Origin of the sequence: Bacillus sp. FSL M7-1020 (assembly GCF_038050415.1) — a bacterium.
GTDB classification, from domain to species: domain Bacteria; phylum Bacillota; class Bacilli; order Bacillales; family Bacillaceae_G; genus Bacillus_A; species Bacillus_A toyonensis.
Genome location: NZ_JBBOTW010000001.1, coordinates 4,280,701 through 4,304,063 on the forward strand (window position 1 = coordinate 4,280,701; position 23,363 = coordinate 4,304,063).

The window sequence follows — 23,363 nt, forward strand, 5'->3', positions numbered from 1 at the left end:
TCCTATTATACAATCATTTTCCGTTTCATTCTAATCCCTATCTTTTCATTAGAATTTTCATACTTATTCGTTAACTTTAACATAAATGATTCAACAAATTCCACTAAGTAGGTTACAATAAGAAAGGATACATAATTAGTAGGGAGGCTTTACATATGAAAGATCCACGCATTGAAAAGTTAGCATACAATTTAATTAACTACTCTATTCGCTTACAAAAAGGCGAGAAAGTATTAATTGAAAACTTTGGCTTACAAAAAGAACTTGTAACTGCACTTGTAAAAGAAGCATATGCAGCTGGTGGTTTCCCATTCGTTTCTTTAAAAGATCATCAAGTAGATCGCTCTTTATTAATGGGTGCTACTGAAGAACATTTTGAACAAATCGCCGCATATGAAGCGAGCGTAATGAAAGATATGGGCGCTTATATCGGGCTTCGCTCTGGCGACAACATTAACGAACAAGCTGACGTTCCAAGTGAGCGCATGAAAGTTCACGTTCAAACAGTTGGTAAAAAAGTTCATAGAGACATCCGTGTTCCGAAAACACGCTGGGTTGTTCTTCGCTACCCAAATGCTTCTATGGCACAGCTTGCTAAAATGAGCACAGAAGCTTTCGAAGACTTCTACTTCGAAGTATGTAACTTAGACTACGGTAAAATGGATAAGGCGATGGATAGCCTTGTTACATTAATGAATAAAACAGATAAAGTTCGCCTAACTGGTCCTGGAACTGACTTAACATTCTCTATTAAAGACATTCCAGCTATTAAATGCTCAGGTCATTTAAACATTCCAGACGGTGAAGTATACTCTGCACCAGTTCGTGATTCTGTTAACGGTACAGTTTCTTACAACACACCATCTCCTTACAACGGTTATACATTTGAAAATGTACAACTTAAGTTTGAGAACGGCCAAATCGTTGAAGCAACTGCAAACGATTCAGAGCGCATTAACAAAATCTTTGATACAGACGAAGGTGCACGCTACGTTGGTGAATTCGCAATTGGCGTAAACCCATACATCTTACATCCAATGGGAGACATCCTATTCGATGAAAAAATCGATGGTAGCTTCCATTTCACTCCTGGACAAGCTTACGACGATGCATGGAACGGCAACAACTCTAACATCCACTGGGATTTAGTATGCATCCAGCGCCCTGAATATGGCGGCGGCGAAATTTACTTCGACGACGTACTAATCCGTAAAGACGGACGCTTCGTTGTATCTGAACTAGAAGCTTTAAATCCTGAGAACTTAAAATAATAATAAAAACGCTCGGGATTTTTTCCGAGCGTTTTTTTATCTTCACTCTATATTGAGCTACTTTTCTCCCTTTTTGTTTGCTGGAAGTGAAAATAATACAAAAGCGCCACTGCAATAGTACCAATCAATATCGGAACATATAAAGGCAGATCCCATTTCATATATACTCTAGTGCAGCCAACAATCACGAACAAAATTTCCAAGCAAAACAAAGGTTTTACATATTTCATTTCTTCCCTACCATTTCTATTTTCACATTTGGATTTTCTTTTTCTACAAGTGATACAAACTGCGTCATATCTTGCGGCATCGCAATCATATGTACTTTGTATGCATTCGTCGTAATTTCAAGGGACTTCCCAACTTGACGAATTATTCTTATCTCTTTCAATACGATATCATCATTTAAAATACCGTACTTTAGCACGCCATTTTCTACTTTATGTTTTTTAATAAATACTTCCCAAACGAGTGGTACATTTACAATAAAGCATAAACCCATCCCAATTAATGCTGACATCCACTGCTCTTTATTTGCGAAAAGCATGACAAGTGGATATACGAACATAAAAACTAACGTGAGACAAACGAAAATTACTACCGACTTACTTCTTTGAATCGGAATGTTCATACACGCACCCCCTAACTTAAATTATAACATTTTTTTCCATTTTAGTTCATAAAAAAAGGCCATTTCTACATGACCTTTTTCACAATGTACCTATAAAATTTCTTATCTACCTGTAACACTGGAAGGTTTTTCGGCAACTTGTCTATACTCACACTTTGAAAACCATTCTTTTCATAAAAACGATGTGCAGCTAAAAATTTCACTGTTGTTCCTAAGGAAATATCCTTCAATTTTTTATCCTCAGCCCATGAAATTGCTTTTTGAAGCAACATATGTGAGGCGCCCCATTCTTTTCCACGAAACTCTTTTTGTACGAACATTTTTCTTAGCGCTACTTGATGATTCTCAATATCTAATAAAGCTACTGTTCCAACTACTTTACCATCATAAATTGCTACCCAAAAGTTTCCGTGATCCTTTTGATAGAATGTTTCTATTTCAAGTAAATCAGGTTGCTCTTCTTTCGTAATGGGAACATTATACTCTTTTTGCTGAATATGAACGATAAGATCTACTACTTCCTCTTGAAACGTACTTTCATACGGAATAATACGAATCTTCTCGTTCATCGAATATCCTTCCATTCTGAAGCTAGTAAACTATATACAGCGATATCATGAAAATGATCATATATCCATTCATCATCTCTTAAAATACCATCTAATGTAAACCCTAAACGTTCTGGAATCGCGCGGCTTTTCACATTTTCAACACCGCACCTGATTTCAACTTTATTCAGCTTTAAATTTTCAAATGCATAATGAAGTACAGCCTTTACGCTACGCGTCATAATGCCTTTCCCACCAGCATCTTCTGTAAGATAATATCCAAGACTCGTCGCTTTCTTCCCCCAGCTTACCGGATGAATTCCTACCATTCCAACGAGCTTTCCTTTGTAACGTATACCACTTTCAAAACCGTTTCCCTCTGCAAATTTCTTTAACCACATCGGAAAAATCTCATCATAAGCATCAGCAGATTTCGTTCCATCTACCCAAGGGAGCCATCTTCTTAAATGGTTACGATTTTGATCTAATAATTCATATAATTCCTCTTTATGATGTTTTTCTAATAGTTGTAGTTCAATTTCATCATCTACTCTGAGTGTGAACATGTTTTTTAACCCCTTTTTATTTTTCTTATTATTCTAACATCTCAAAATAAAAAATGTTAAATATTCACACTTTCTTTTGATTTTATTTGTATAAAACCGGAAGAATACAATACTCCCGTAACAACTAATATCATCCCTATACATTGTGCGGGTGTTATATTTACTCCTTCTATAAAAGAAATAAGCATTGTAACAACAGGCACTAAATTAAAAAATAAAGATGTTCTCGCTGCACCAATTTGAACAATTCCATTATTCCACCATAAGTAACCAAGCACACTCATTCCCATTGCCATGAAGAGAATCGCTCCCCAAGCTAATAAAGGAACCTCCGAAACGGGTACTATACTTTTTTGCGTGGAAGATATCATAATAAAGGCAAGCGCACCAATCGTCATCGTATATGTCGTCGTTTGTATTGGGCTACCAGCTTTAATAAATCTTCTGCCTAGTACACCGTATAACGCCCAACAAATATTCCCTAGTATAATATAAAAATCCCCTTTAGAAAATGATAAATGTTGTAGTGCGGTAAACGAGCCTTGTGTAAGCACAAAAACAACACCAAGTAGCGCAAGTAACATTCCAATTACTTGGCTCTTCACTATTTTCTCTCGTAAAATGACACTTGCTAATAACGTCGTAACGAGCGGATTTGTCGACATAATAAGTGCACCATTCATAGCTTCTGTATATTTCATTCCTAAAAAGAAAAAGAAATTAAAGCCGAATACACCAACTATACCAAGCAAAAGGTAATAAGCCCTATTCTGTCTCCATACTTCCCACTCAAAATCTTTTCGTATTTTTAATAGACATAACATCACAAGTGCAGCAATTCCAAAGCGCCATGCCGCTATATGAATCGCTTCGAAATACTGCACCGCATATTTCGAAGCGTTAAATGTCCCACCAGTAAATATCGCAAATCCTAACAGCTGCGCATATACTTTATTCTTCATTGTCAGCCTCCGAGTTTTTCTCTTCTAAAAAACCGTAATAAATTTCTAATTTCTCTTCTGTTAGTTGAACTACTTTTTGCAATTGTTCCTGTTGTTCTTTTAACCGCTCTAAGTGAGTTGTTAAAATTAAAATTCTCTTTTTTACTTTCGTAGGTACTTCCTCTTTCCGCTGCTTGATTTCCTCTATAATACATCCATCACTTGCAAACTCAGCGATTTCTTCTAATGACATTCCAGTTTGCTTTAATGAATATAAGAATTTTAATAGACGCACATCACCTTCTGTATACTGACGAATGCCGCTATTTCGCGTTGGTGGTGGTAATAAACCTAACTTCTCATAATAGCGCAAAGTATGAATCCCCATCCCTGTTAACTCTGCTACTTCACCGATTTTATACATGTTCTCTCCCCCTTGTTTTTACATATTTATCTTACAACCTAGAGTTAACTCTAGGTCAATACGCAAATAAAATGAAACTTTAATCAGTGGGAGTTTTACTGCCCACAAATAGCGGGATAAAATATGAACACAACAAAAAAGACGCACAGCCAAGCTATGCGTCTTTTCTATTACTTCTCTGCAACTTGAACTTCTTTTACGTAAGCTGCTTCGAATTTTTGGATGTCTCCTGCGCCCATGAAAATTAGAACGCCGTTTTTATGTTTCTTTAATACATCCGTTGTTGTATCTGTAATTAGTTCTGCACCATCAATACGCTTTTGCAGATCTTCGATTGTTAAGTCACCTTTGTTTTCACGTGCTGATCCGAAAATATCACATAAGTATACTTGGTCAGCTTTGCTTAGGCTTTCTGCGAACTCATCTAAGAACTTTTCTGTACGTGAGAATGTATGTGGCTGGAATACAGCGACAACTTCACGCTCTGGGTGTTTTTGACGAGCAGCTTCAATCGTTGCGTTAATTTCTGTCGGATGGTGTGCGTAGTCATCGATGATAACTTGCTCTCCCATCGGCTTTTCATTAAAGCGACGTTTTACGCCTTCAAAAGTTGTTAATTGATGTTTAACTGCTTCTACATCAACATTTTCGTAATGGCAAAGCGCAATTACTGCTAATGCATTTAATACGCTGTGGTTGCCGTATCCTGTAATTTTGAACGTGTCATAGTACGTATTACGAACGAATACATCGAATATTGTACCATCTGTTCTCTTTTGAATGTTACGTGCTTGGAAATCATTATCTTCTCCAAATCCATAGAAAATAACAGGTACTTTCGCTTGAATTTTTTGAAGTTCTTCATCATCACCACATGCAATAATACCCTTTTTCACTTGCAATGCCATCTCTTGGAATGCACCAAATACATCATTGATGTCTGCAAAATAATCTGGATGATCAAAATCAATATTTGTCATAATTGCATAGTCTGGATTGTAAGACAAGAAATGACGACGATACTCACAAGCTTCAAATACAAAATACTTACTATTTTCTACCCCATGCCCAGTTCCATCTCCAATAAGGTAAGATGTCGGGTGTGCACCTTGCATTACATGGGCTAACAAACCTGTTGTTGATGTTTTTCCATGTGCACCAGTTACAGCAACACTTGTGTATTGGTTCATAAGGTCACCTAAAAAGTGGTGGTAACGATGTACTGGGATGTTTAATTCTTTCGCTGCTACGATTTCTTCATGCGTATCAGGGAATGCATTTCCTGCAATAATCACTTGTCCTTCTTTAACATTATTTTTATCAAAAGGAAGGATTGAGATATTACGCTTTTCCAACGCTGTTTGTGTAAAGAAACGCTTTTCATAATCAGACCCTTGAACAGTATGCTTCATGTCATGAAGAATTTGTGCTAATGAACTCATTCCTGTTCCTTTAATTCCTACAAAATGGTAAACTGTCATCTTAAAGAACCTCCAACATTTCGAACTAATACAACGGCCTATCTATAAGACAGTATATGAATCTTTTCTTATTTTGGTAATCATCATACATTTTGATGTAGTGAAGTTATTCTTTCTCTTCACTTATCAGGATAAACTCGTACGTACTTCTTTGTATGCCCATATCAAGTCCATTATAGCAAAAAAGAAGCCGCTATACTATGATAACAGAAAAACTGATAGGGTCAATCACCTATCAGTTTTTCTCTCTTTTACATATCTTCTCTTGTTTCTAATTGAACACGCTCTAGACGTGGGTTTGGACGATATTTACGGCCAGCTTTCGCTTCTGGTTTTCCATTTAATTCTACGTTATCACCAGTAAAGCCAATATTCATTTTTAATAAGCTACTTCCTACCCCGTATATATCCACAGGCACGTTTTGAGCTTCAAATTCACGAATACGCTTCTCATCAAATCCACCAGTTACAACGATGTCTACATGCTGGAATCCTTCCTCATCAAGTGCTTTACGAAGTGCAAATACAAGCGATGGGTTTACACCACGTGGATCGAATGTTCCAAGTACTTCTGGGTGACGAATGAAGTATTGATCAATCATTGTACGAGACGTATCGACACGCACGCCTTTTAATGTTGATCCAAATTCACGCGCTACGCGAAGTGCATCTGTAATGACATCATTATTGTAATCAATTAATACAACTAATTCATCTTCTGGGAATTTCTTATGATATGCTTTTGCGGCTTCCACAACATCACCATTAAACATTTGAATTAATGCGTGAGGCATCGTCCCCATACCACTTCTGCCCCACCATTCATTCATCGCATGCGTCGCTTGTGCGCTCATACCTCCGATGTATGCTGCATAACCGTCACCAGCTTGTTGTGTATAATGATCGTCACGGTCTCCCATGAAAATAACTGGTTTTTCTTTATCTACACTACGTGCAGCTTGGACAACGTTATATACGTTTGTCGCAACCGATGTACGACGAGCTAAAATCCCATCAATGACACCTTCTAAAAATCCGAAATTTTCATAAGGACCATGAATTGTTAACACTGTTTCAAATGGACTAATATTATCGCCATCTTTTAAAGAGTTAATTTCAAGTTCCTCAGGATTTTTAGCGAATGTTTGCAGCAATGCAATTACTTCATCTGTTCCGCAAAGAACTGCATTTTCCTTTTGGAAAAATTGCATCGTTACAATACTTTTCGGGCGAAATTCTTCAATGATTTCTCTAGTCTTTAAAAAGTAAACGGCAGAGAACCAACCTTCTCCAACACGTTCGTCAAATTTAAATGTTCTATTTGTTAGTCTATTTATTTCACCTTTTAATTTTAATTCAATTTCTTTCATGTCGCTTTACTCCCTACTTTACTATCCAACATTTTCTCTTAGTATACAGCAAAACCGTTTACTATATATTTGTTTCCTGCATAGCAGCGAATTCATCCTCAGAAATAAGGACATCTCTCGGTTTCGTTCCTCTTCCTTCAGAAATAATCCCTTGCGATTGCATCTCTTCAATGAGACGTGCCGCGCGATTATAACCGATGCGGAATTTTCGCTGTACAGAAGATGTGGACGCTCCCCCTTGTTCTACAACAAATTGACATGCATCTAAAAATAGTTCATCTTCCGACTCACTCTGTTCTGATTTTGCTAATAAATCCTCTTGCTTAAATAAGTAATTCGGCTTCATTTGCTTTTTCACATGATCAACTGTTTTTTCAATCTCATCATCCGATACATATACACCTTGTACACGAACTGGCTTAGATGTACCGTTCCCTAAGAATAACATATCACCACGGCCAAGTAATTTTTCCGCGCCACCAATATCGATAATCGTACGCGAATCAACTTGAGATGATACAGTAAACGCTATACGCGTTGGAATATTTGATTTAATTAAACCTGTAATAACATCTACCGATGGACGCTGCGTTGCAACTAATAAGTGAATACCACAAGCACGAGCTTTTTGGGCAATACGACAAATCGCCTCCTCAACATCACCAGGTGCCACCATCATTAAATCAGCTAACTCGTCAATGACGATAACAATGTAAGGCAATGTCTCACCCGGAATTTCTCGCTCGCTTACAATCGTATTATAACGCGTTAAATCACGAGCACCAGCATGCGCGAACAATTCATAACGGCGTTCCATCTCTTCAACTGCCCACTTTAATGCAGCAGTAGCTGCTTTTACATCCGTAATAACAGGTGCTACAAGATGCGGAACAGAATTATATGGTGCAAGCTCAACCATCTTCGGATCAATTAGTATTAACTTCACTTCATGTGGCTTCGCTTTATATAAAATACTCGTTAAAATTGCGTTAATACACACACTTTTACCAGAACCCGTTGCACCCGCAATAAGTCCGTGTGGCATTTTTCGAATATCGGTTACAATTGGATCACCAGAAATATCAAGTCCAAGCGCAACAGTAAGTGGTGATTCACTCTTTGTAAACACAGGACTTCTTAAAATTTCACGAAGAAATACTGGCTTACTTTCTTTATTTGGAACTTCAATTCCAATCGCACTCTTCCCTGGAATTGGTGCTTCAATACGAATATCTTTCGCAGCTAAACTCAGCTTAATATCATCACTTAAGTTTGTAATTTTATTTACTTTCACACCTGGATCTGGCTGTACTTCAAAACGAGTTACTGCCGGCCCTTGCGATACATTAATAACATGTGCTCCAACATGGAAATTATTAAACGTTGTATCTAACAATTCTTTTTGCTCTTCCAACCATTCCGTATTATCTAACGCTGACTGTTGCGGGATTGACAATAATGCTAATGGCGGAACGGTATATGTTGGTGGTGTTTGTAATACATTTCGCATATCGTTCTCTCTTTGATTTACAACATATGCTTTCTCTTGTGGTTCTGTACTTGAACTTGGCTTTTGTACTTGCCCTGCAACCATTTGTTGTACTGGTCTTTCTTCCACTCGTGATTCTACTACCATTTGTTGCACTGGTTGTTCTTCCATTCGTGATTCTACTACCATTTGTTGCGCTGGTTGTTCTTCCACTTGTGGCTCTACTACCACTTGCTGCATTGGCTTTTCTTCCACTTGTGGTTCTACTACCACTTGCTGTATTGGCTTTTCTTCCACTTGTGGTTCTACTACCACTTGCTGCATTGGTTTCTCTTCCACTTGTGGTTCTACTACCACTTGTTGCACTGGTTGTTCTTCCACTCGTGGTTCTACTACCATTTGTTGCGTTGGTTGTTCTTCCACTCGTGGTTCTACTACCATTTGTTGCGTTGGTTGTTCTTCTAATTGGTGTACAGGCTTATTCTCTACTCGCTCACTCATAGAAGATTGCATTGCACTCGTTCTAGCCGCATGTCTTTCCATTAATCGCGTTCTGTCTTGTTTCAACATAACAACATTAAATGGTACATGACGCTTTTTCTCACGTTTTGGCTCTTCTTTTTGCACAATTGGTTGTTCTTTAGCGACTGGCCCTTCTTCTACAACTGGTTGTTCTTCAGCGGCTGGCCCTTCTTCTGCAACTGGTTGTTCTTCAGCGACTGGCCCTTCTTCTACAACTGGTTGTTCTTCAGCGACTGGCCCTTCTTCTACAACTGGTTGTTCTTCAGCGGCTGGCCCTTCTTCTACAACTGGTTGTTCTTCAGCGACTGGCCCTTCTTCTGCAACTGGTTGTTCTTCAGCGGCTGGCCCTTCTTCTGCAACTGGTTGTTCTTCAGCGGCTGGCCCTTCTTCTGCAACTGGTTTACTTTCCTCTGTTTCTGCAATTAAAACATTCGCAAAACTTTGGACATCTTCCATCGTTTGTTCATCAGCCTCAGCAACATGTATGAATTCATTTTTTTGTTCAATTGCTTCATCTAATACCATTTCTTGCTGCGTTTCCTCAAGTTCTACAATTGCTTCTACTTCAGACCCCTCTGTTTCTGCAATTACTTCTGCTTCTTCAGTTTCTTCCATTTCCGCCATTACTTCTGCTTCTTCAGTTTCTTCTGCTTCCGCCACTACTTCTGCTTCCGCCATTACTTCTGCTTCTTCAGTTTCTTCTGCTTCCGCCATTACTTCTGCAACTTCTCCAAGCTCTTCTGGTATTTCCACAATGATTGTTTCTTCAAGTTTTTCTTCTGCTTTGACAATCACTGATTCTTCTGGAGCTTGCTTTTCTACTTCCATAATAGGTTGTTCTATTTCTGTATTACATTTAATTTCTTCTGATAATATTGTATCCTCGTGCTCTACTTTGGAATCTACTAATTCCTCTTGTAAAATGTTTTCATTTAGCACCACTACATCTTTTTCTTGCTCTGCATCTTCCATACGCTCAGCTACCGTTTTATGAAGTAATTCATCCGCTGAAACTTCCTGCGGTGTATTTATTTCTTGAATTACTTCTTTTTCTTCTACTACTGGCTCTTGGCGCTCAATTTCATAACCGTTTTTCTCGAGCCATTGATCAACAACTGACTTTTCTTCCTTTTTACTCTGTTGACCTTGCTGATCAACGTCTTGATGACTAGAAGAAGTCGGTGCTTTTCCTTCTGAGAAATAAGATAATGTATACCCTTTTTTCTCTAACCATGCATCAACGACTGATTTGCCCTCTACAGATATTTCAAGATCTTCTCTTTCCTTTTCTTCCTCCTGCTTTTCTTCCTTTTTCTCTACTGAAGGACGATTATATCCATAAATCGGCGAAATCATTTCTGTTGGACGAAATGGTCTACGGCTACTTTCTTGCGGCGATACAGATACTTTTTTTACGACTGGCTCTGGATCCGGTTCATATTGCACTTCCGGCTCTTCGTATGTAGAAACTGCATTCTCCACATACTGCCGTCTACTTCTCTCCACTTTTATTCCTCTTTGAGTAGGCTGCTCTTCGTATATACCTCTTTGAACAGGTTGTTCTTCAAAGTGAGGTAATTCTCTTACGTCATCCTCATCAAATCCATCATCTGGTATTAATGGAAAACGGCATTTACCTGCATTTCTGCTTGCCATTTGTGCTTCTCTTGCTTCAGTGTAGTGGTTTACACGAGGAATTTTCGGCTGACTTTCAATTTGTTTCATTGCTTCTTTATTCATCGCTGTTTGTTCTTCCTCTTTGTTAAACAGCTTTTTCATCCAATCTAACATGCTTACCACTCTTTCTACTAAATAGTAACATCCTTTATTGTATCAGCATTCGGCAAAAAGTGCAGGTAAAATTAAGCATGTCATATTTATCCATAACATTCTAATTTACGATTGTTTTCATATAGAAAAAAGCAGCCTTCCATGTAAGACTGCTTTTAAGCTTTACTCTTCCGATATTCATCTACACTATCTGTTACACTTTGCAGTAAAGAATTTACATACTGCGGGTCAGATAATTTTTTATCTTCATCCTGATTGGACATAAACCCGAGCTCTAATAGTACGCCAGGAACTTTCGCCCAATTAAATCCAGAAAGGTCATCCCTAAATTTAATCCCATTTACTTTCACCTGATTGTTTTCTCTCATTTTATTTACTATCTTTTGCGAGATTTGAAGACTTTCTGCATAAATCTCTTTCGTATAGGGACTTCCTTCTGCTGGCGTCAATACAGCAAACCCACTTTGATTTGGATTTTCAGAACCATCTGCATGAAGGCGTAAAAATAAATCTGCCTTATGATCGTTTGCGAATGTCGCACGTTCTTTATTGCTTATATCAACATCTTGTGACGTTCTCGTCATTACTACTTGTATCCCTTTTGCTTCAAGCTTTTCTTTTAATAAAAAAGACATTTCTAATACAAGTACAGCCTCTCTCTTTTTCGTCACAATACCCGTTGTACCATCTGTCACTTTATATTTTTGCGTCGTTGCCCCTGGTCCAATCGGTTCTAAATTTAAATTTGCTTTTTGTTGATGCCCTGGATCAATAACGACGAGAAACTTTCCTTGTTTTTCATTACTCTCTACTTTTTGTTCATTATTTTGCATAAGTTGCTCAGTTGGCTTCACCGGCGTATTTTCCTCTTTCTTTTCCTCGGCCGATACTTCCTCCCGCTTAGTTTCTACTTGTTCATTCGTTTGAATTGTTTGCGATTCTTCTTTTTTTTCTTGTTCTTCTTGCTGCTTTTCTACCGGTGCTTCTTTCTTATCATCTTTACTATTTTCTTGTGTAGAAGATAATGTTTCTTTTTTCGACTGTTCTTGTGAACAACCTCCCATATATATTCCAATGAATGCAGTCATGACCATTATTTTTATATACTTCATGCTTCTCTCCCATCACTTTGCACCGGACTCAAAGTTTTTCTTATAATTGTTTTATAACCTCATCCATATTTCCAATATAAACAGGCTGCCACGTTTCTGTACCACGCTCTGCCGTATAGACTGGATAAGCGTCATCATCCACATTCACGAAAACTGGATCACCCATATCTGTTTCATATCCAATAACAATCCATTCTTCTTGCCATTTTCCACTTTCATTGCTTATTAATGAATTTTTATGTTTATCATATCGATAACCGATCTGCCCTTTTTCCAGTTCATCTTCACTAAATACATATATTTCATAAGTACCTAGCTCAACATCTTGCTGTTTTGAAGTTTCAATTCGTTTTAGAAGTTCTGCGATTTTTGGTTGTTGTTTCATACGTTTATCCCCTTCTATTTTTCTAAATTTTAACTAGATTGTTTATAAAATACAATATAGATTTTTTTTAAAAAGGTGACACCCTTATCATATTAACGATTTTTTGAGTATATCTATCACAACTCTCAATATATCAACGATTTTTTAAATATATCTATCACAACTCTCAATATATCAACGATTCAATACGAAATTTCGACTTACCGACAAAGAATGATAAAAAGAAAAGAGAGGCTGTCCAAAAGGACAACCTCTCTTTTCTTATATCAATTAAAATTTAAACTCTTGTCCAACTTCAAAGCTATCTTCTAATACAAGAATACCTTTTTCTTGTGGAGCGTCTGGAAGCTCTAATTCACGTGCAGAGCAGATCATTCCAGAAGAAGGAACACCGCGAAGCTCAGCTGGCTTAATTAACATACCACTTGGCATAACAGCGCCGATTTTTGCAACGACAACTTTTTGTCCTGCATCAACGTTTGGTGCACCACATACGATTTGTAATGTTTCTGTACCGATTTCTACTGTACAAATGTTTAATTTATCAGCATTTGGGTGCTTTTCTTTTTCAGCTACATAACCTACAACAAATTTTGGAGAAAGATCCGCTTCTACTTTTTCTTCAAAGCCGTTCTTCGCTAAAATTTCGTTGATTGTTTCTACAAGCTCTTTCGTTAATGTCAGGTTACCTGTTTCTTTTACTTCTAAGTAAGAAGATGCATTAAAGATGTTGAATCCTGCTGTTACATTGCTTTCACGATCGTATACGCGTGCAACATCTCCTTTGCGATCAAAAGTACGGTTCTCTAAAGTAATATCTTGTAAGGCAACAATTAAAGTGTCACCAATTCCTTCAAGGTTATAAAAAACGTTCACTTCGTTCATCCTTTCTCTTTTCCATCTGTCTTCTTCCGATTCTTCGCTAAAATAAAGATTGGTTCAAAGTCCCCATCTTCATAAACGAATGAAAGTGATGTAATCGGAACATGCCCTTCGGCAAAAAATTTCATTGTCATTTGTGCAATAATATCATAACCGATTTCGTTGACGATATCAGCAATAATTAATACGTCTTGGTGAGGAACAGCAACAACCATGTCACCAGAGATCTTTTCACGCATCGATTGTAGTAACGTTTCGTTTAAAATACGACTCGCATCATACCCATCATTTGTGTTTAAAAAGTAGAATGTATTATCCGCTACTGTGTCCTGCTTAAATTCATAACCTAATGAGCGAGCATTAAATAATGCCATCTCGCGCACTTGCTGCTCTGTAAGCTCTAATTTTTGTAATAAGCGCTCATCAATTAGGCGATACGTTTTATTAGAATCTAGCGCGTAATAAATACGTGTTTCCGCCGTATGATCCGTCATAATAAACGGATTTCCTTCTTCTGATTGTTTTGGGAAAGAAGTAGAGCGAATAACAGGTAAAATTTTCGCCGTGCTATTTTCTTCTCTATGCATTGCAATTAACGCTTCTTGTACATAATAAGCAACCTCTTCAATCGCCTTTTCTTTGTTCACTTCCCATTTCGCTACTACTCCTGGAAGTGATACGTTAATACCTTTTTTCGAGTTTGTTTGTTCAATACGAAGAACTTCTTTCTCGCTATCATAATGAAAATCCCATTCTGGTCGAGATAATTTCTTCATTAACTCGTCTTTCATCTTTTTACTTGTCATTTTCATCTCTTTTTCCTCCCTTCCAAAAAAATAACCTCCCCCGCGAAGGTAGAGGTTGTTTTTACAATTCAATTGGCTAATTGTTTTATTTTAAACCTTCAATAAACTCTTCGATTTGCTCTTGTGTTTTACGATCTTTGTTTACATAGCGTCCAGTTTCTTCACCTTTATTGTACGCTACAAAGCTCGGAATGCCAAATACGTCTAATTTTACGCATAGATCAATAAACTCATCACGATCTACATAGTAAAATGAGAAATCACTATACTTCTCTTCTACTTCTGGCATAAATGGATCAACGAAACGGCAATCTGGGCACCATTCTGCTGAGAACATGAAGACTACATTCTCTTCATTTTTTAATTCTTGGAATTGTTCCATGCTTTCTAATGATTTCATCTATATTTCCTCCTCTAATGCGTGCACTTTTTTCACACTATAATCTTTTCTTTATACTACCATACATCGTACACGGTGCAAGGTTTATGCTTGCTTTTTATCATACTTATATTGCCCAACGAGTAACTTAACAACGTGTACAAATAATTCCGTTCGATCGACATAATCGTCTGTAAAAATACCGATAGCACCTTCGTGACTACGAATATCTTTCCGCTCTACAAACTCTTCCATCACTTCACTTAACTCTTTACCATCTTCAAGAGGCGTTAAAAAATCGTCTGGTAACTTAATACGTGCTCCTCCGGCAACGAATATCTTATCGTCACTCGTTGCGAGTGCGCCCCAGTTACACATAAATAAACCGTGATCCGTTTTCATCACGCCGCCTTCTAACCCAATACCAATTTGAGCTTCTCCTTCTTGCAATGCTCGCTTCGCTCTATTAATTGCTCCTTGCATCGTCTCTTCATCTGAAAATGGCTGTGCCGATACTCCCGATGGGACAGAAAGAGATGTAATTTCAGCATCTTTCCATACCTTCTCCACAGCCCCAACCTTCGTTTTATTCTTCGATCCAACTACTACCTTCATTTCGTTCACCTCTATAAGAATTCATTATTCTGTTCTAATATCCACTTCAGCACAAATGAAGTGCCAACCACTACCACACACCACCAAGGAATCCCTTCTACCTATAGTAGAAGGTGACTTCCCACAATATTTTTGGTCCCGAACACAAAAACATTCTTCCGCGGTCTTCATGCATTATTCGAGCACTAATTAAGCACTGACCGCTACTACACATCGCTGGGTCATCTCTCCTACCTAAAAAAAGAAAGAGCTCTGCAGCCCTTCCTCTTTACGCGTTATTCTTAATTGTTTCTAACGTCGTTTTGTCCGTTGTTCTTACAAGCTTTGTAATAAGTTCTTTTGCTGCTGCATAATCATCAACATGTAAAATAGAAGCATGCGTATGAATGTAGCGAGCACAAACACCAATTACTGCTGATGGGATACCTGAGTTACTTGTATGTACACGGCCCGCATCTGTCCCACCTTGTGAAATAAAGTATTGGTACGGAATATTATGTGTTTCTGCTGTATCTAAAATGAATTCGCGCATTCCTCGATGAGTTACCATCGTACGATCGTAAATACGAAGAAGAGCACCTTTTCCTAATTGACCGAACTGCGTTTTATCACCAGAAGCATCGTTTGCTGGACTTGCATCAAGCGCATAGAAAATGTCTGGTTGAATCATATTAGCAGCTGTTTGTGCTCCGCGAAGACCTACTTCTTCTTGTACAGTAGCACCAGAGTATAATGTATTCGGTAATGTTTCATCTTTTAATTCTTTTAATAACTCGATTGCCAGGCCACATCCATAACGGTTGTCCCAAGCTTTCGCCATAATTTTCTTCTCATTTGCCATCGGTGTGAACGGGCAGATTGGCACGATTTGTTGTCCTGGTTTTACACCAATTTCAATCGCATCTTCATAACTATCTGCACCTATATCGATTAGCATATTTTTTATATCCATCGTTTTTGCACGTTGCGCATCACTTAATAAATGAGGAGGGATAGAACCAACAACCCCTATAACAGGACCATTCTTCGTCATCACTTGTACGCGCTGCGCTAATAGCACTTGGCTCCACCAGCCGCCTAACGTTTGAAAACGAAGCATTCCGTTTTTCGTAATTTGCGTAACCATGAAACCTACTTCATCCATATGACCTGCTACAAGAACACGTGGGCCAGTTTCGTCCCCTTTTTTCAGACCAAATACGCTACCTAAACCGTCTTGCACAATTTCATCAGCATATTTGCTTAATTCTTGCTTCATAAAACGGCGTACATCATGTTCAAAACCTGACGCACCTTGTAATTCTGTTAACGTACGAAATAATTGTAATGTCTCTTTATTCACGAAGTCCCCTTCTTTCAAACCTTAGTAGAATACCTTTTTTATTGTAACGAAATTTTCGAAATGTTTCTAGTTTCTTCTTTTTTAGCTGCATTTGCTTTATAATTATTATCGGTACACTATTTTTATTTTATAGAATTGAGGTGAATATATGAGCTGGAAAGGTTTAGTAGCAGGTCTTGGCGTTGGATTTGCAGCTGGTTATTTCGTTGCAAACAAAGTACAAGAACAATCCCATATTTCTTCAGAAAAAGCATTGAAAATGGTGAAACAAGCATTAAATCATAAAGGTGAAATTACTGGCTCTTGGGTACATATGGTTCCAGAGACATTTGAAAAATATGATGTTGCGTATGAAGTTTATCGCGGCGGTCTTACAACAATGTTAGATGATATACAAGAACGATTTGAATTTTTAGTTGATGCTAAAACAGGTACTGTTTTAGAGGTAATAGCAGCATAAAAAGAGGTTTCCCATTAGGTGAACCTCTTTTTTTTGAAAAATTGCGGATAGTGATTAAAATTATATCGGCGATTTTCCGAATATATCGGCGCAACTCGATTTATATCAGCGATTTCCCAATTATATCGGCGCAACTCAAATTATATCAGCGTTTGTTTAAATATATCGACTTACCGACAAAACCCGACAATAAAAAAGAGGCTGCTCCAATAAATATGATGGAACAACCTCCTTTTTTTTTAAGCTTCTATACTCGTTTTTCTCTCAATTTTTTCTACAATATGTCCTTCCTCATTCCACTTCACTGCACGATAATATGCGTCATGATAAAATGAAAACCACGCATCGTTTTCAGCACCATATTTCATCCACTTTTGCTTATTTTCAATCGATGTCATCGGATAATCATCATAAGCCATGACCCATAATACATTTTGATGTGCGTGTGTCGGCAATAGGTCTGCTAAATGCAGCATCGTTTCTCCTTTGCTTTCTAAAGCAATGACTGCATGTCCATCACTATGTCCGCCTGTATGCGCCATCTTTATTTCATCCGTAATTTCGATTTCTTGTTGAAACGTAACAACTTGCTCTACAATCGGCTCCCAATTTTCCTTCCAATACGTATTACGGGATCTAATATTTGGGTTCCTCATTTCATTCCACTCTGTTTCACTTACATAAACTTTCGCATTCGGAAACGCCGGTACAAGGTGATCCCCTTCCCATTTCGTTAAACCAGATGCATGATCAAAATGAAGGTGCGTCATTAAGACGTAGTGAATATCTTCAGGCTTTAATCCCAGTTTTTCTAAAGATTCATAAACCGATGACTCTTCCGTTACTCCTTGATTTCTCTTCATTTTCTCATTCAATTTACCGTTTCCTATTCCAGAATCAATAAGCATATTTCCATCTTTCGTTTGCAAAAGTAACGGATCTGTTCGTAAATATATATGATTTGTATCGTTATGTTTATATTTTCGTGACCAAAGTACTTTCGGCACAACGCCAAACATTGCCCCGCCATCTAAATGTGTGTTCCCACCTTTTAACCACGTCACTTTTATATCTCCAATTCGTAATTCTTCCATCACACATCCCCCTTTTACATTAATTTTAACATAAAATTCTGATTATTTTAGTTATAAAAAAACCTATGCATTACTGCATAGGCTCTGTGCGATACTTCGCTTCAACTCGATAAATACGATGACCTTTACTAGAGAACTTCTCTTCGTACTCAGTCATAATATTACCTTCAAAATCACTGTTATGAAGATCTAGGCTTAAGTAAGTTAGTAACATACCATACTCAGCCATACTCATTAGAGAGTATTCAAATAACCCTTGGTTATCTGTTTTGAAATGAATTTCTCCGCCCTCTACTAACACTTCTTCATAATTGCGTAAAAACGTTTTATACGTTAAACGACGCTTCGTGTGACGATTCTTCGGCCATGGATCTGAGAAGTTTAAATAAACACGATCAATTTCACCTTTTGCAAAGAAAACTGTTAAATCTTCAGCATCTTTATTTATTAACTTTAAGTTCGGTAATTCTTCTTCAATTAATTTATCAAGTGCATCTACAACAACACTCGTAAATTTTTCAATTCCAATATAATTAATATGTGGATTTGCTTTTGCCATATCGTACATAAAGCGGCCACGACCTGTACCTACTTCAATGTGAATGGGTTGTTCATTTCCAAATACTTCTTTCCAATTACCCGCGCGCTCTTCTGGGTTTCCAATTACGATATGTGAATACTCATTAATTCGATCTAATGCATATGGTTTATGTCTTAAACGCATAGATGTCTCCCTCTCTTTACAAAGCTATTTTAAAGGAATGATTCCTTTTTTCTGTTTTAATCAATCTACCAAACAAAAAACCAAGTACGTACGAGCACTCGGTCCGTTTCTTTCAAGTATAAGATGTACCATTTTGATAAAAACTACATACAGCATTAAACATTCCATGACGACGTAGCTTTTTCTCTTACATTCCGAGAAGAGAAAAACAATCGAAAGGATGATCCGTTCATGCCAATTAGTCAACAACATCAATTAGAAGTGCTGAAAGATATTTTAGTCAATCACCAAAGCGATTGCTGCGGGACAGTTTCTGAATGCGAGCAATTAGAGCGCCTCATTCAATCGTTACTCGCAAACGATAATATAAGTAATGACGCTAAAACAATGCTAAACGATGTATATTCTTATAGTCAATCGGGTAAATCTTCCTCTAATTTGGACAACCATATTTCCAATAATCAAGAACAACTTACTCAGTGGATTGCTGGAATGGACAATTTTTCTTAAGTATTATTCTGAAGCAAGTAGTTGCTGTAAATATTGATGCCAATATTCAGCTTCTGCTTGCTGTTTTTTTGTTGTGTGCCATTGAATAGATAAAATCGTTTGTGCTATTACATACCATCTCATACGCCTAAGCAATGATTCATCCATTTCAATATCATAATACCCGAGCCACTCACTCCATTCATGACGCGGAATGTACCAGTATAATAACATACCTAGGTCTAGAGCTGGGTCAGCAATGACAGCTCCATCCCAATCAATTAAAAACAACTCATCTTCGTCCGACAATATCCAGTTGTTATGGTTTACATCACAATGGCATACAACGAATTCATTGTATTCAATACTTTTTAATGAATCCGTTAAATATTGAAGGCCTTGCTGAATTGTTTCATCTACCCTTATATCTCCCCTTAAAACAAGTTGCAATTGTTGTAATAACTCTTGGGCGTGAAGCGGCTGCTTCCCAAGTCTTTGAATCATCTGCACAAGCGCTTTAGAGGAGTGTATTTTCTTCAAAAGTTTCGCAACACGTTCTAGTTTCATATCCTCTGGCTCTAGCTTCTGTCCCGGAAGCCATTTTTGAGCAGAAATCACATCACCGTTCGTTACCCTTCTTGTCCAAAGTAATTTTGGAACAATTCCTTCTGCTGACAATACCGCTAAAAAGGGCGATGTATTCCGCTTTAAAAATAACTTCTGTTGTCCGTTTTGCGCAATATATGCATCGCCCGTTACTCCACCAGCCGGTACAAGACTCCACTCTTTTCCTAATAATTGTTCCAACCATTCCATATTCATTACCCGTTAACAAATCCTTATCTTTTATAGTTATGAAAAGAAAAACCGCAACATTTCTACACATGTTGTGGATTCATATATATTTTACTGTAAATGAAAAGAAAACTTGGCATAAGCCAAAAACTCTCTATTTTATTTTACAAAACCACTCATAGAATGACAACTTATCAAAATCGTCACCTTTGTCAATTCTACATTTATTACATTCTCATCGTCAAGTAGCGATTTGTCACATTATCGTCAATATATACGTGCTAATGGGAGCCAATTGAAGTTCCTTTCCTCTAAATGAAGAAATTGGCTCTATTTTCGCTTGCTTTTCGTTTACTAACACATGCCACGTTCCTTCTTTTGGAAGCTGCACCGTTTTAGCTTCCAAACCGCTATTAAATAAAACGACAATTTCTTTCCACGGCCCAAACAATTCTACATGCTCTAGGTGGTATGCAAGTACTTCTGTAGATGTTTGCAAAAAAGTCATATGCTTTTTTATAAGATCTGCGTTTTGTAATCGGAATGCCCCGTGCTCTTTGCGAATCGCAATTAACCCTTTTATATAGTTAACTGTCTCCATCTCTTTCTCTTTTTGATCCCAGTCTAATCGATTTATTTCATCATTTGCATTATAACTATTTTCATTTCCATTCTTCGTACGATAAAACTCTTGTCCTGCGTGTAAGAAAGGAATTCCTTGCGAAAGAATAACTATTGCGCTTGCTAGAAGGTGCCGTTTTTTCAAAATCTCTTCCGGTTCTTCATTACTGTGCACTAGTTTATCCCACATCGTCATGTTGTCATGACATTCTACATAGTTAATACTTTGTACCGGTTCTAGAAATAATCCTGTTTCTTTCACACTTAAAAGACTACCTGATGCTATATACTGTAAATGCTGACAGTCTACATGCCCACCAAACGCAAAACCACGTTTATTTACATTAAATGTGCTACCTTTTATTCCATCACGAAATTGATCATTAAACTGCGCGATATGTGGCATTTTTCTTGCATTATTTAACGCTGCTTTTTCCTCAAGAGGAAGCGGTGTTTGTAAATCCCATCCTTCTCCTAATAACAATGCGTCTCGCTTTATGTTTCGCACTTCTTTTTCTATTATGTTCATTGTATCAACATCTAAAATCCCCATTAAGTCGAATCGGAATCCATCAACATTGTATTCCGTCAGCCAATATAAAATAGACTCTATAATGAATTTCCTCATCATTTTCCGTTCAGACGCTATATCATTTCCAACTCCCGTCCCATTAGAAGGCATACCATCTTCGCCATGGCGAAAATAATAACCTGGAACAAGCTTTTCAAATGATGATAGTTCTCTTTCATAAACGTGATTATATACAACATCTATAACTACTCGGATACCGTTTTCATGAAATGTTTCAATCAATTGCTTACACTCTACTATCCTGTTATACGGATCAGCAAGGTTTGTAGCATAAAACCCCGTTGGTGTATTGTAATATAATGGATTGTAACCCCAATTATATGCGCCGGAAGGATTTGCCTCATCTACACCACCGAAACAAGATAACGGTAATAATTCAACATGTGTAACACCTAAATCTTTTATATGAGACAATCCTGTTAACGTCCCATTCCGTCCCGTCGTTCCCTCTTCCATCAACCCTCTATATGTTCCTTTTTTATTCACTCCACTATTTGGGTGAATAGTCGCATCACGAATATGCAGTTCATACAATATAGCATCTGTCATTGACTGTAATGGTGGTAATTCCTCTCGTCTCGTTACATTCGTCTTTTCCAAATCGATAACAACACCGTATTTCCCATTTGCAGTCGTTGACTTTGTGTATGGATCCACCGCTTCATTCCATATTAAATTAATACAGACGAGGAAGGTATATCGAGCCCCATCATGATCCCCTTGTAATGCATGAACCCAAACACCATTTTCTTCTCTATGCATGTCATAATCGGTATATTCTTTATCACTTTTATAAAATCTTACTTTTGCAAGCCTCGCAGTTGGAGCCCACACTTTAAATGTTGTTGCTTCTTTTTTGTATACAGCACCTAGATCTGTGCCTTCGTAATAATACTTCTCATCAAAAATTGCCGTTCGAATAACAGCGCCTATTTGTAAATCCGTTTCTTCGTTCCGTTCATCTCGTACTGTATAATACTTCCCCACATCTAGTGACTCTTCTATAAAGCACTCATACTTTGTTGCATCCGGAAGCGCAATAGTATGAGCAATCGGTAAATCTTTCACATTATTTCCTTCTTGCAAACGAAATGTCCGACTTGTTCCATACGCATGTGGGAGCAAAATTGTAATTTTATTCATTTCATCTAAATAGGCATCAAATGGACGTTTTACTTTCAACATAAAAAAATCACCATCATTCTCAAAATTAAAATAAAGTGAATCTTTAATCAATTCGGAGTATCCCCTGCTGATTATTAGCCCCCACCAATCGGGCCTTTGTGTGAGTATACGAGCTGCAAATAATAAAACTTTTCTTATTAGCAAGACTCTATACAGTAACTCCATTATTCTCTATAGTATATTCACCTGTATAAAAAACGTTTTCATACATTCTATTTTTGTAGTTTTATTTCAGCAATCGATTTATATTTCGGCGTTTCCTTCACGTGAGATTCGTATAAAGTAATTGTATCCGCTTGAAATGATACTTCAGGCACTTCTTTTATATTTTCCAAATGAAACTTTTTTTCTCCCATCCATTTACGAGCAACAGTAATATGTGGATGATACGGACGTGTTTCTAAAGAAAACCCATTCCCTTCACAAATCGCATGCACTTGCTTTTGTAGCTGAAACAACTCATGATTCTCACTTACTTTCGCCCAAAAAATACGTGGCCTGTCTTCCATGCCAAATGTTGAAAATCCTTGTAATGTGAAAGGTAGTTCCTTTTTTTCTATAAGTGTTTGTAATCCATTCTTTATTCCTTCTAATTGTTCCTCTGTCGCACTTCCTAAAAAGGAAAGGGTAATATGATAGTCTTCCTTATGTACCCACGAGCGAAATGGTAATTCCTCCTCCATATCCTCTTTATAATTAGAGAGCACTTCTTTTATATAATTTGGTAAAGTAATTGCGACAAAATAATGCGGCTCCATTTATATCATCTCCTTTTTTTTATTGTTGCTTTTCTTTCTTATCTCATTCAGTTAAAAAGAAGCCGCCCTCTAAAGTAGAGAGCGGTCATT

At 37.4% G+C, this 23,363-nt stretch carries 24 protein-coding genes; 3 read left to right on the forward strand and 21 right to left on the reverse strand.

Annotation, left to right across the window (positions count from 1 at the left end):
• Window positions 1-155 precede the first annotated feature (155 nt).
• Window positions 156-1,271: an aminopeptidase gene (locus tag MHB70_RS21965; protein WP_061529695.1), complete on the forward strand. Its 1,116-nt coding sequence runs from the start codon at window positions 156-158 to the stop codon at window positions 1,269-1,271.
• 47 nt (window positions 1,272-1,318) lie between these two features.
• Here MHB70_RS21965 and MHB70_RS21970 read toward each other — a convergent pair whose 3' ends face one another.
• The 16 genes from MHB70_RS21970 to MHB70_RS22045 all read right to left on the reverse strand — a co-directional run bounded on the left by MHB70_RS21970 (window position 1,319) and on the right by MHB70_RS22045 (window position 16,555).
• Window positions 1,319-1,501: a hypothetical protein gene (locus MHB70_RS21970; RefSeq protein WP_044810179.1), complete on the reverse strand. Its 183-nt coding sequence runs from the start codon at window positions 1,499-1,501 to the stop codon at window positions 1,319-1,321.
• Window positions 1,498-1,902 carry a PH domain-containing protein gene (locus tag MHB70_RS21975; RefSeq protein WP_001025038.1) on the reverse strand — a complete coding sequence of 135 codons (405 nt, stop codon included), beginning with the start codon at window positions 1,900-1,902 and terminating at the stop codon, window positions 1,498-1,500. The genes MHB70_RS21970 and MHB70_RS21975 overlap by 4 nt, the downstream gene beginning before the upstream one ends.
• A gap of 65 nt (window positions 1,903-1,967) precedes the next feature.
• Window positions 1,968-2,471, reverse strand: a complete 504-nt coding sequence (locus tag MHB70_RS21980; protein ID WP_061529696.1) for a GNAT family N-acetyltransferase — start codon at window positions 2,469-2,471, stop codon at window positions 1,968-1,970.
• Window positions 2,468-3,016 (reverse strand): GNAT family N-acetyltransferase, encoded by a 549-nt coding sequence (locus MHB70_RS21985; protein WP_000494651.1) that lies wholly within the window; start codon window positions 3,014-3,016, stop codon window positions 2,468-2,470. Before MHB70_RS21985 ends, MHB70_RS21980 begins: the two co-directional genes overlap by 4 nt.
• Before the next feature lie 56 nt (window positions 3,017-3,072).
• Window positions 3,073-3,978 (reverse strand): DMT family transporter, encoded by a 906-nt coding sequence (locus tag MHB70_RS21990; protein ID WP_000792466.1) that lies wholly within the window; start codon window positions 3,976-3,978, stop codon window positions 3,073-3,075.
• A complete protein-coding gene (locus MHB70_RS21995) occupies window positions 3,968-4,381 on the reverse strand; it encodes a MerR family transcriptional regulator (RefSeq protein WP_000276596.1) in 414 nt (137 codons plus the stop codon). Before MHB70_RS21995 ends, MHB70_RS21990 begins: the two co-directional genes overlap by 11 nt.
• A 170-nt stretch (window positions 4,382-4,551) precedes the next feature.
• The gene (gene murC, locus MHB70_RS22000; RefSeq protein WP_000219460.1) at window positions 4,552-5,862 is read right to left on the reverse strand and encodes a UDP-N-acetylmuramate--L-alanine ligase; all 1,311 of its coding nucleotides are present in this window, start codon (window positions 5,860-5,862) and stop codon (window positions 4,552-4,554) included.
• Window positions 5,863-6,113: 251 nt separating this feature from the next.
• Entirely contained in the window at window positions 6,114-7,232 is a 1,119-nt protein-coding gene (locus MHB70_RS22005) for a nicotinate phosphoribosyltransferase (RefSeq protein ID WP_000658377.1), read from the reverse strand.
• 61 nt (window positions 7,233-7,293) lie between these two features.
• A complete protein-coding gene (locus MHB70_RS22010; protein WP_061529697.1) occupies window positions 7,294-11,034 on the reverse strand; it encodes a DNA translocase FtsK in 3,741 nt (1,246 codons plus the stop codon).
• A 155-nt stretch (window positions 11,035-11,189) separates the two neighbouring features.
• Window positions 11,190-12,146: an N-acetylmuramoyl-L-alanine amidase gene (locus tag MHB70_RS22015; protein WP_000874075.1), complete on the reverse strand. Its 957-nt coding sequence runs from the start codon at window positions 12,144-12,146 to the stop codon at window positions 11,190-11,192.
• A 40-nt stretch (window positions 12,147-12,186) separates the two neighbouring features.
• Entirely contained in the window at window positions 12,187-12,531 is a 345-nt protein-coding gene (locus MHB70_RS22020; protein WP_000813345.1) for a hypothetical protein, read from the reverse strand.
• Window positions 12,532-12,801: 270 nt separating this feature from the next.
• On the reverse strand, window positions 12,802-13,416 hold the full coding sequence (gene ytpR, locus MHB70_RS22025) for a YtpR family tRNA-binding protein (protein WP_001006772.1): 615 nt from the start codon (window positions 13,414-13,416) through the stop codon (window positions 12,802-12,804).
• The gene (locus MHB70_RS22030) at window positions 13,413-14,225 is read right to left on the reverse strand and encodes a DUF1444 domain-containing protein (protein WP_000784599.1); all 813 of its coding nucleotides are present in this window, start codon (window positions 14,223-14,225) and stop codon (window positions 13,413-13,415) included. Before MHB70_RS22030 ends, ytpR begins: the two co-directional genes overlap by 4 nt.
• A gap of 79 nt (window positions 14,226-14,304) precedes the next feature.
• Complete coding sequence (locus MHB70_RS22035; RefSeq protein WP_000838192.1) at window positions 14,305-14,619, reverse strand: thioredoxin family protein; 315 nt, start codon at window positions 14,617-14,619, stop codon at window positions 14,305-14,307.
• Window positions 14,620-14,703: 84 nt separating this feature from the next.
• A complete protein-coding gene (locus tag MHB70_RS22040) occupies window positions 14,704-15,213 on the reverse strand; it encodes a DUF84 family protein (protein ID WP_000869945.1) in 510 nt (169 codons plus the stop codon).
• 268 nt (window positions 15,214-15,481) lie between these two features.
• Window positions 15,482-16,555, reverse strand: coding sequence for a M42 family metallopeptidase (locus MHB70_RS22045; RefSeq protein WP_001031519.1), 1,074 nt, complete (start codon window positions 16,553-16,555; stop codon window positions 15,482-15,484).
• Window positions 16,556-16,703: 148 nt separating this feature from the next.
• On the opposite strand from MHB70_RS22045, the gene MHB70_RS22050 reads away from it, so the two are divergent.
• Entirely contained in the window at window positions 16,704-17,015 is a 312-nt protein-coding gene (locus tag MHB70_RS22050; RefSeq protein WP_000118536.1) for a PepSY domain-containing protein, read from the forward strand.
• 239 nt (window positions 17,016-17,254) lie between these two features.
• On the opposite strand, the gene MHB70_RS22055 is transcribed toward MHB70_RS22050, so the two are convergent.
• Together MHB70_RS22055 and trmB are read right to left on the reverse strand one after the other, a co-directional pair.
• Window positions 17,255-18,109: a YtnP family quorum-quenching lactonase gene (locus MHB70_RS22055; protein WP_000391955.1), complete on the reverse strand. Its 855-nt coding sequence runs from the start codon at window positions 18,107-18,109 to the stop codon at window positions 17,255-17,257.
• 70 nt (window positions 18,110-18,179) lie between these two features.
• On the reverse strand, window positions 18,180-18,833 hold the full coding sequence (trmB, locus tag MHB70_RS22060; protein WP_001239372.1) for a tRNA (guanosine(46)-N7)-methyltransferase TrmB: 654 nt from the start codon (window positions 18,831-18,833) through the stop codon (window positions 18,180-18,182).
• Window positions 18,834-19,064: 231 nt separating this feature from the next.
• On the opposite strand from trmB, the gene MHB70_RS22065 reads away from it, so the two are divergent.
• The gene (locus MHB70_RS22065; RefSeq protein ID WP_001122853.1) at window positions 19,065-19,343 is read left to right on the forward strand and encodes a YtzH-like family protein; all 279 of its coding nucleotides are present in this window, start codon (window positions 19,065-19,067) and stop codon (window positions 19,341-19,343) included.
• A gap of 3 nt (window positions 19,344-19,346) precedes the next feature.
• Here the strand turns inward: MHB70_RS22065 and MHB70_RS22070 are convergent, their stop codons facing one another.
• The 3 genes from MHB70_RS22070 to thpR all read right to left on the reverse strand — a co-directional run bounded on the left by MHB70_RS22070 (window position 19,347) and on the right by thpR (window position 23,273).
• On the reverse strand, window positions 19,347-20,144 hold the full coding sequence (locus tag MHB70_RS22070; RefSeq protein WP_002039786.1) for a phosphotransferase family protein: 798 nt from the start codon (window positions 20,142-20,144) through the stop codon (window positions 19,347-19,349).
• 229 nt (window positions 20,145-20,373) lie between these two features.
• On the reverse strand, window positions 20,374-22,515 hold the full coding sequence (pulA, locus tag MHB70_RS22075) for a type I pullulanase (RefSeq protein WP_002039785.1): 2,142 nt from the start codon (window positions 22,513-22,515) through the stop codon (window positions 20,374-20,376).
• Window positions 22,516-22,727: 212 nt separating this feature from the next.
• Window positions 22,728-23,273: an RNA 2',3'-cyclic phosphodiesterase gene (gene thpR / locus MHB70_RS22080; protein ID WP_000433244.1), complete on the reverse strand. Its 546-nt coding sequence runs from the start codon at window positions 23,271-23,273 to the stop codon at window positions 22,728-22,730.
• Between the last annotated feature and the right edge of the window lie 90 nt (window positions 23,274-23,363).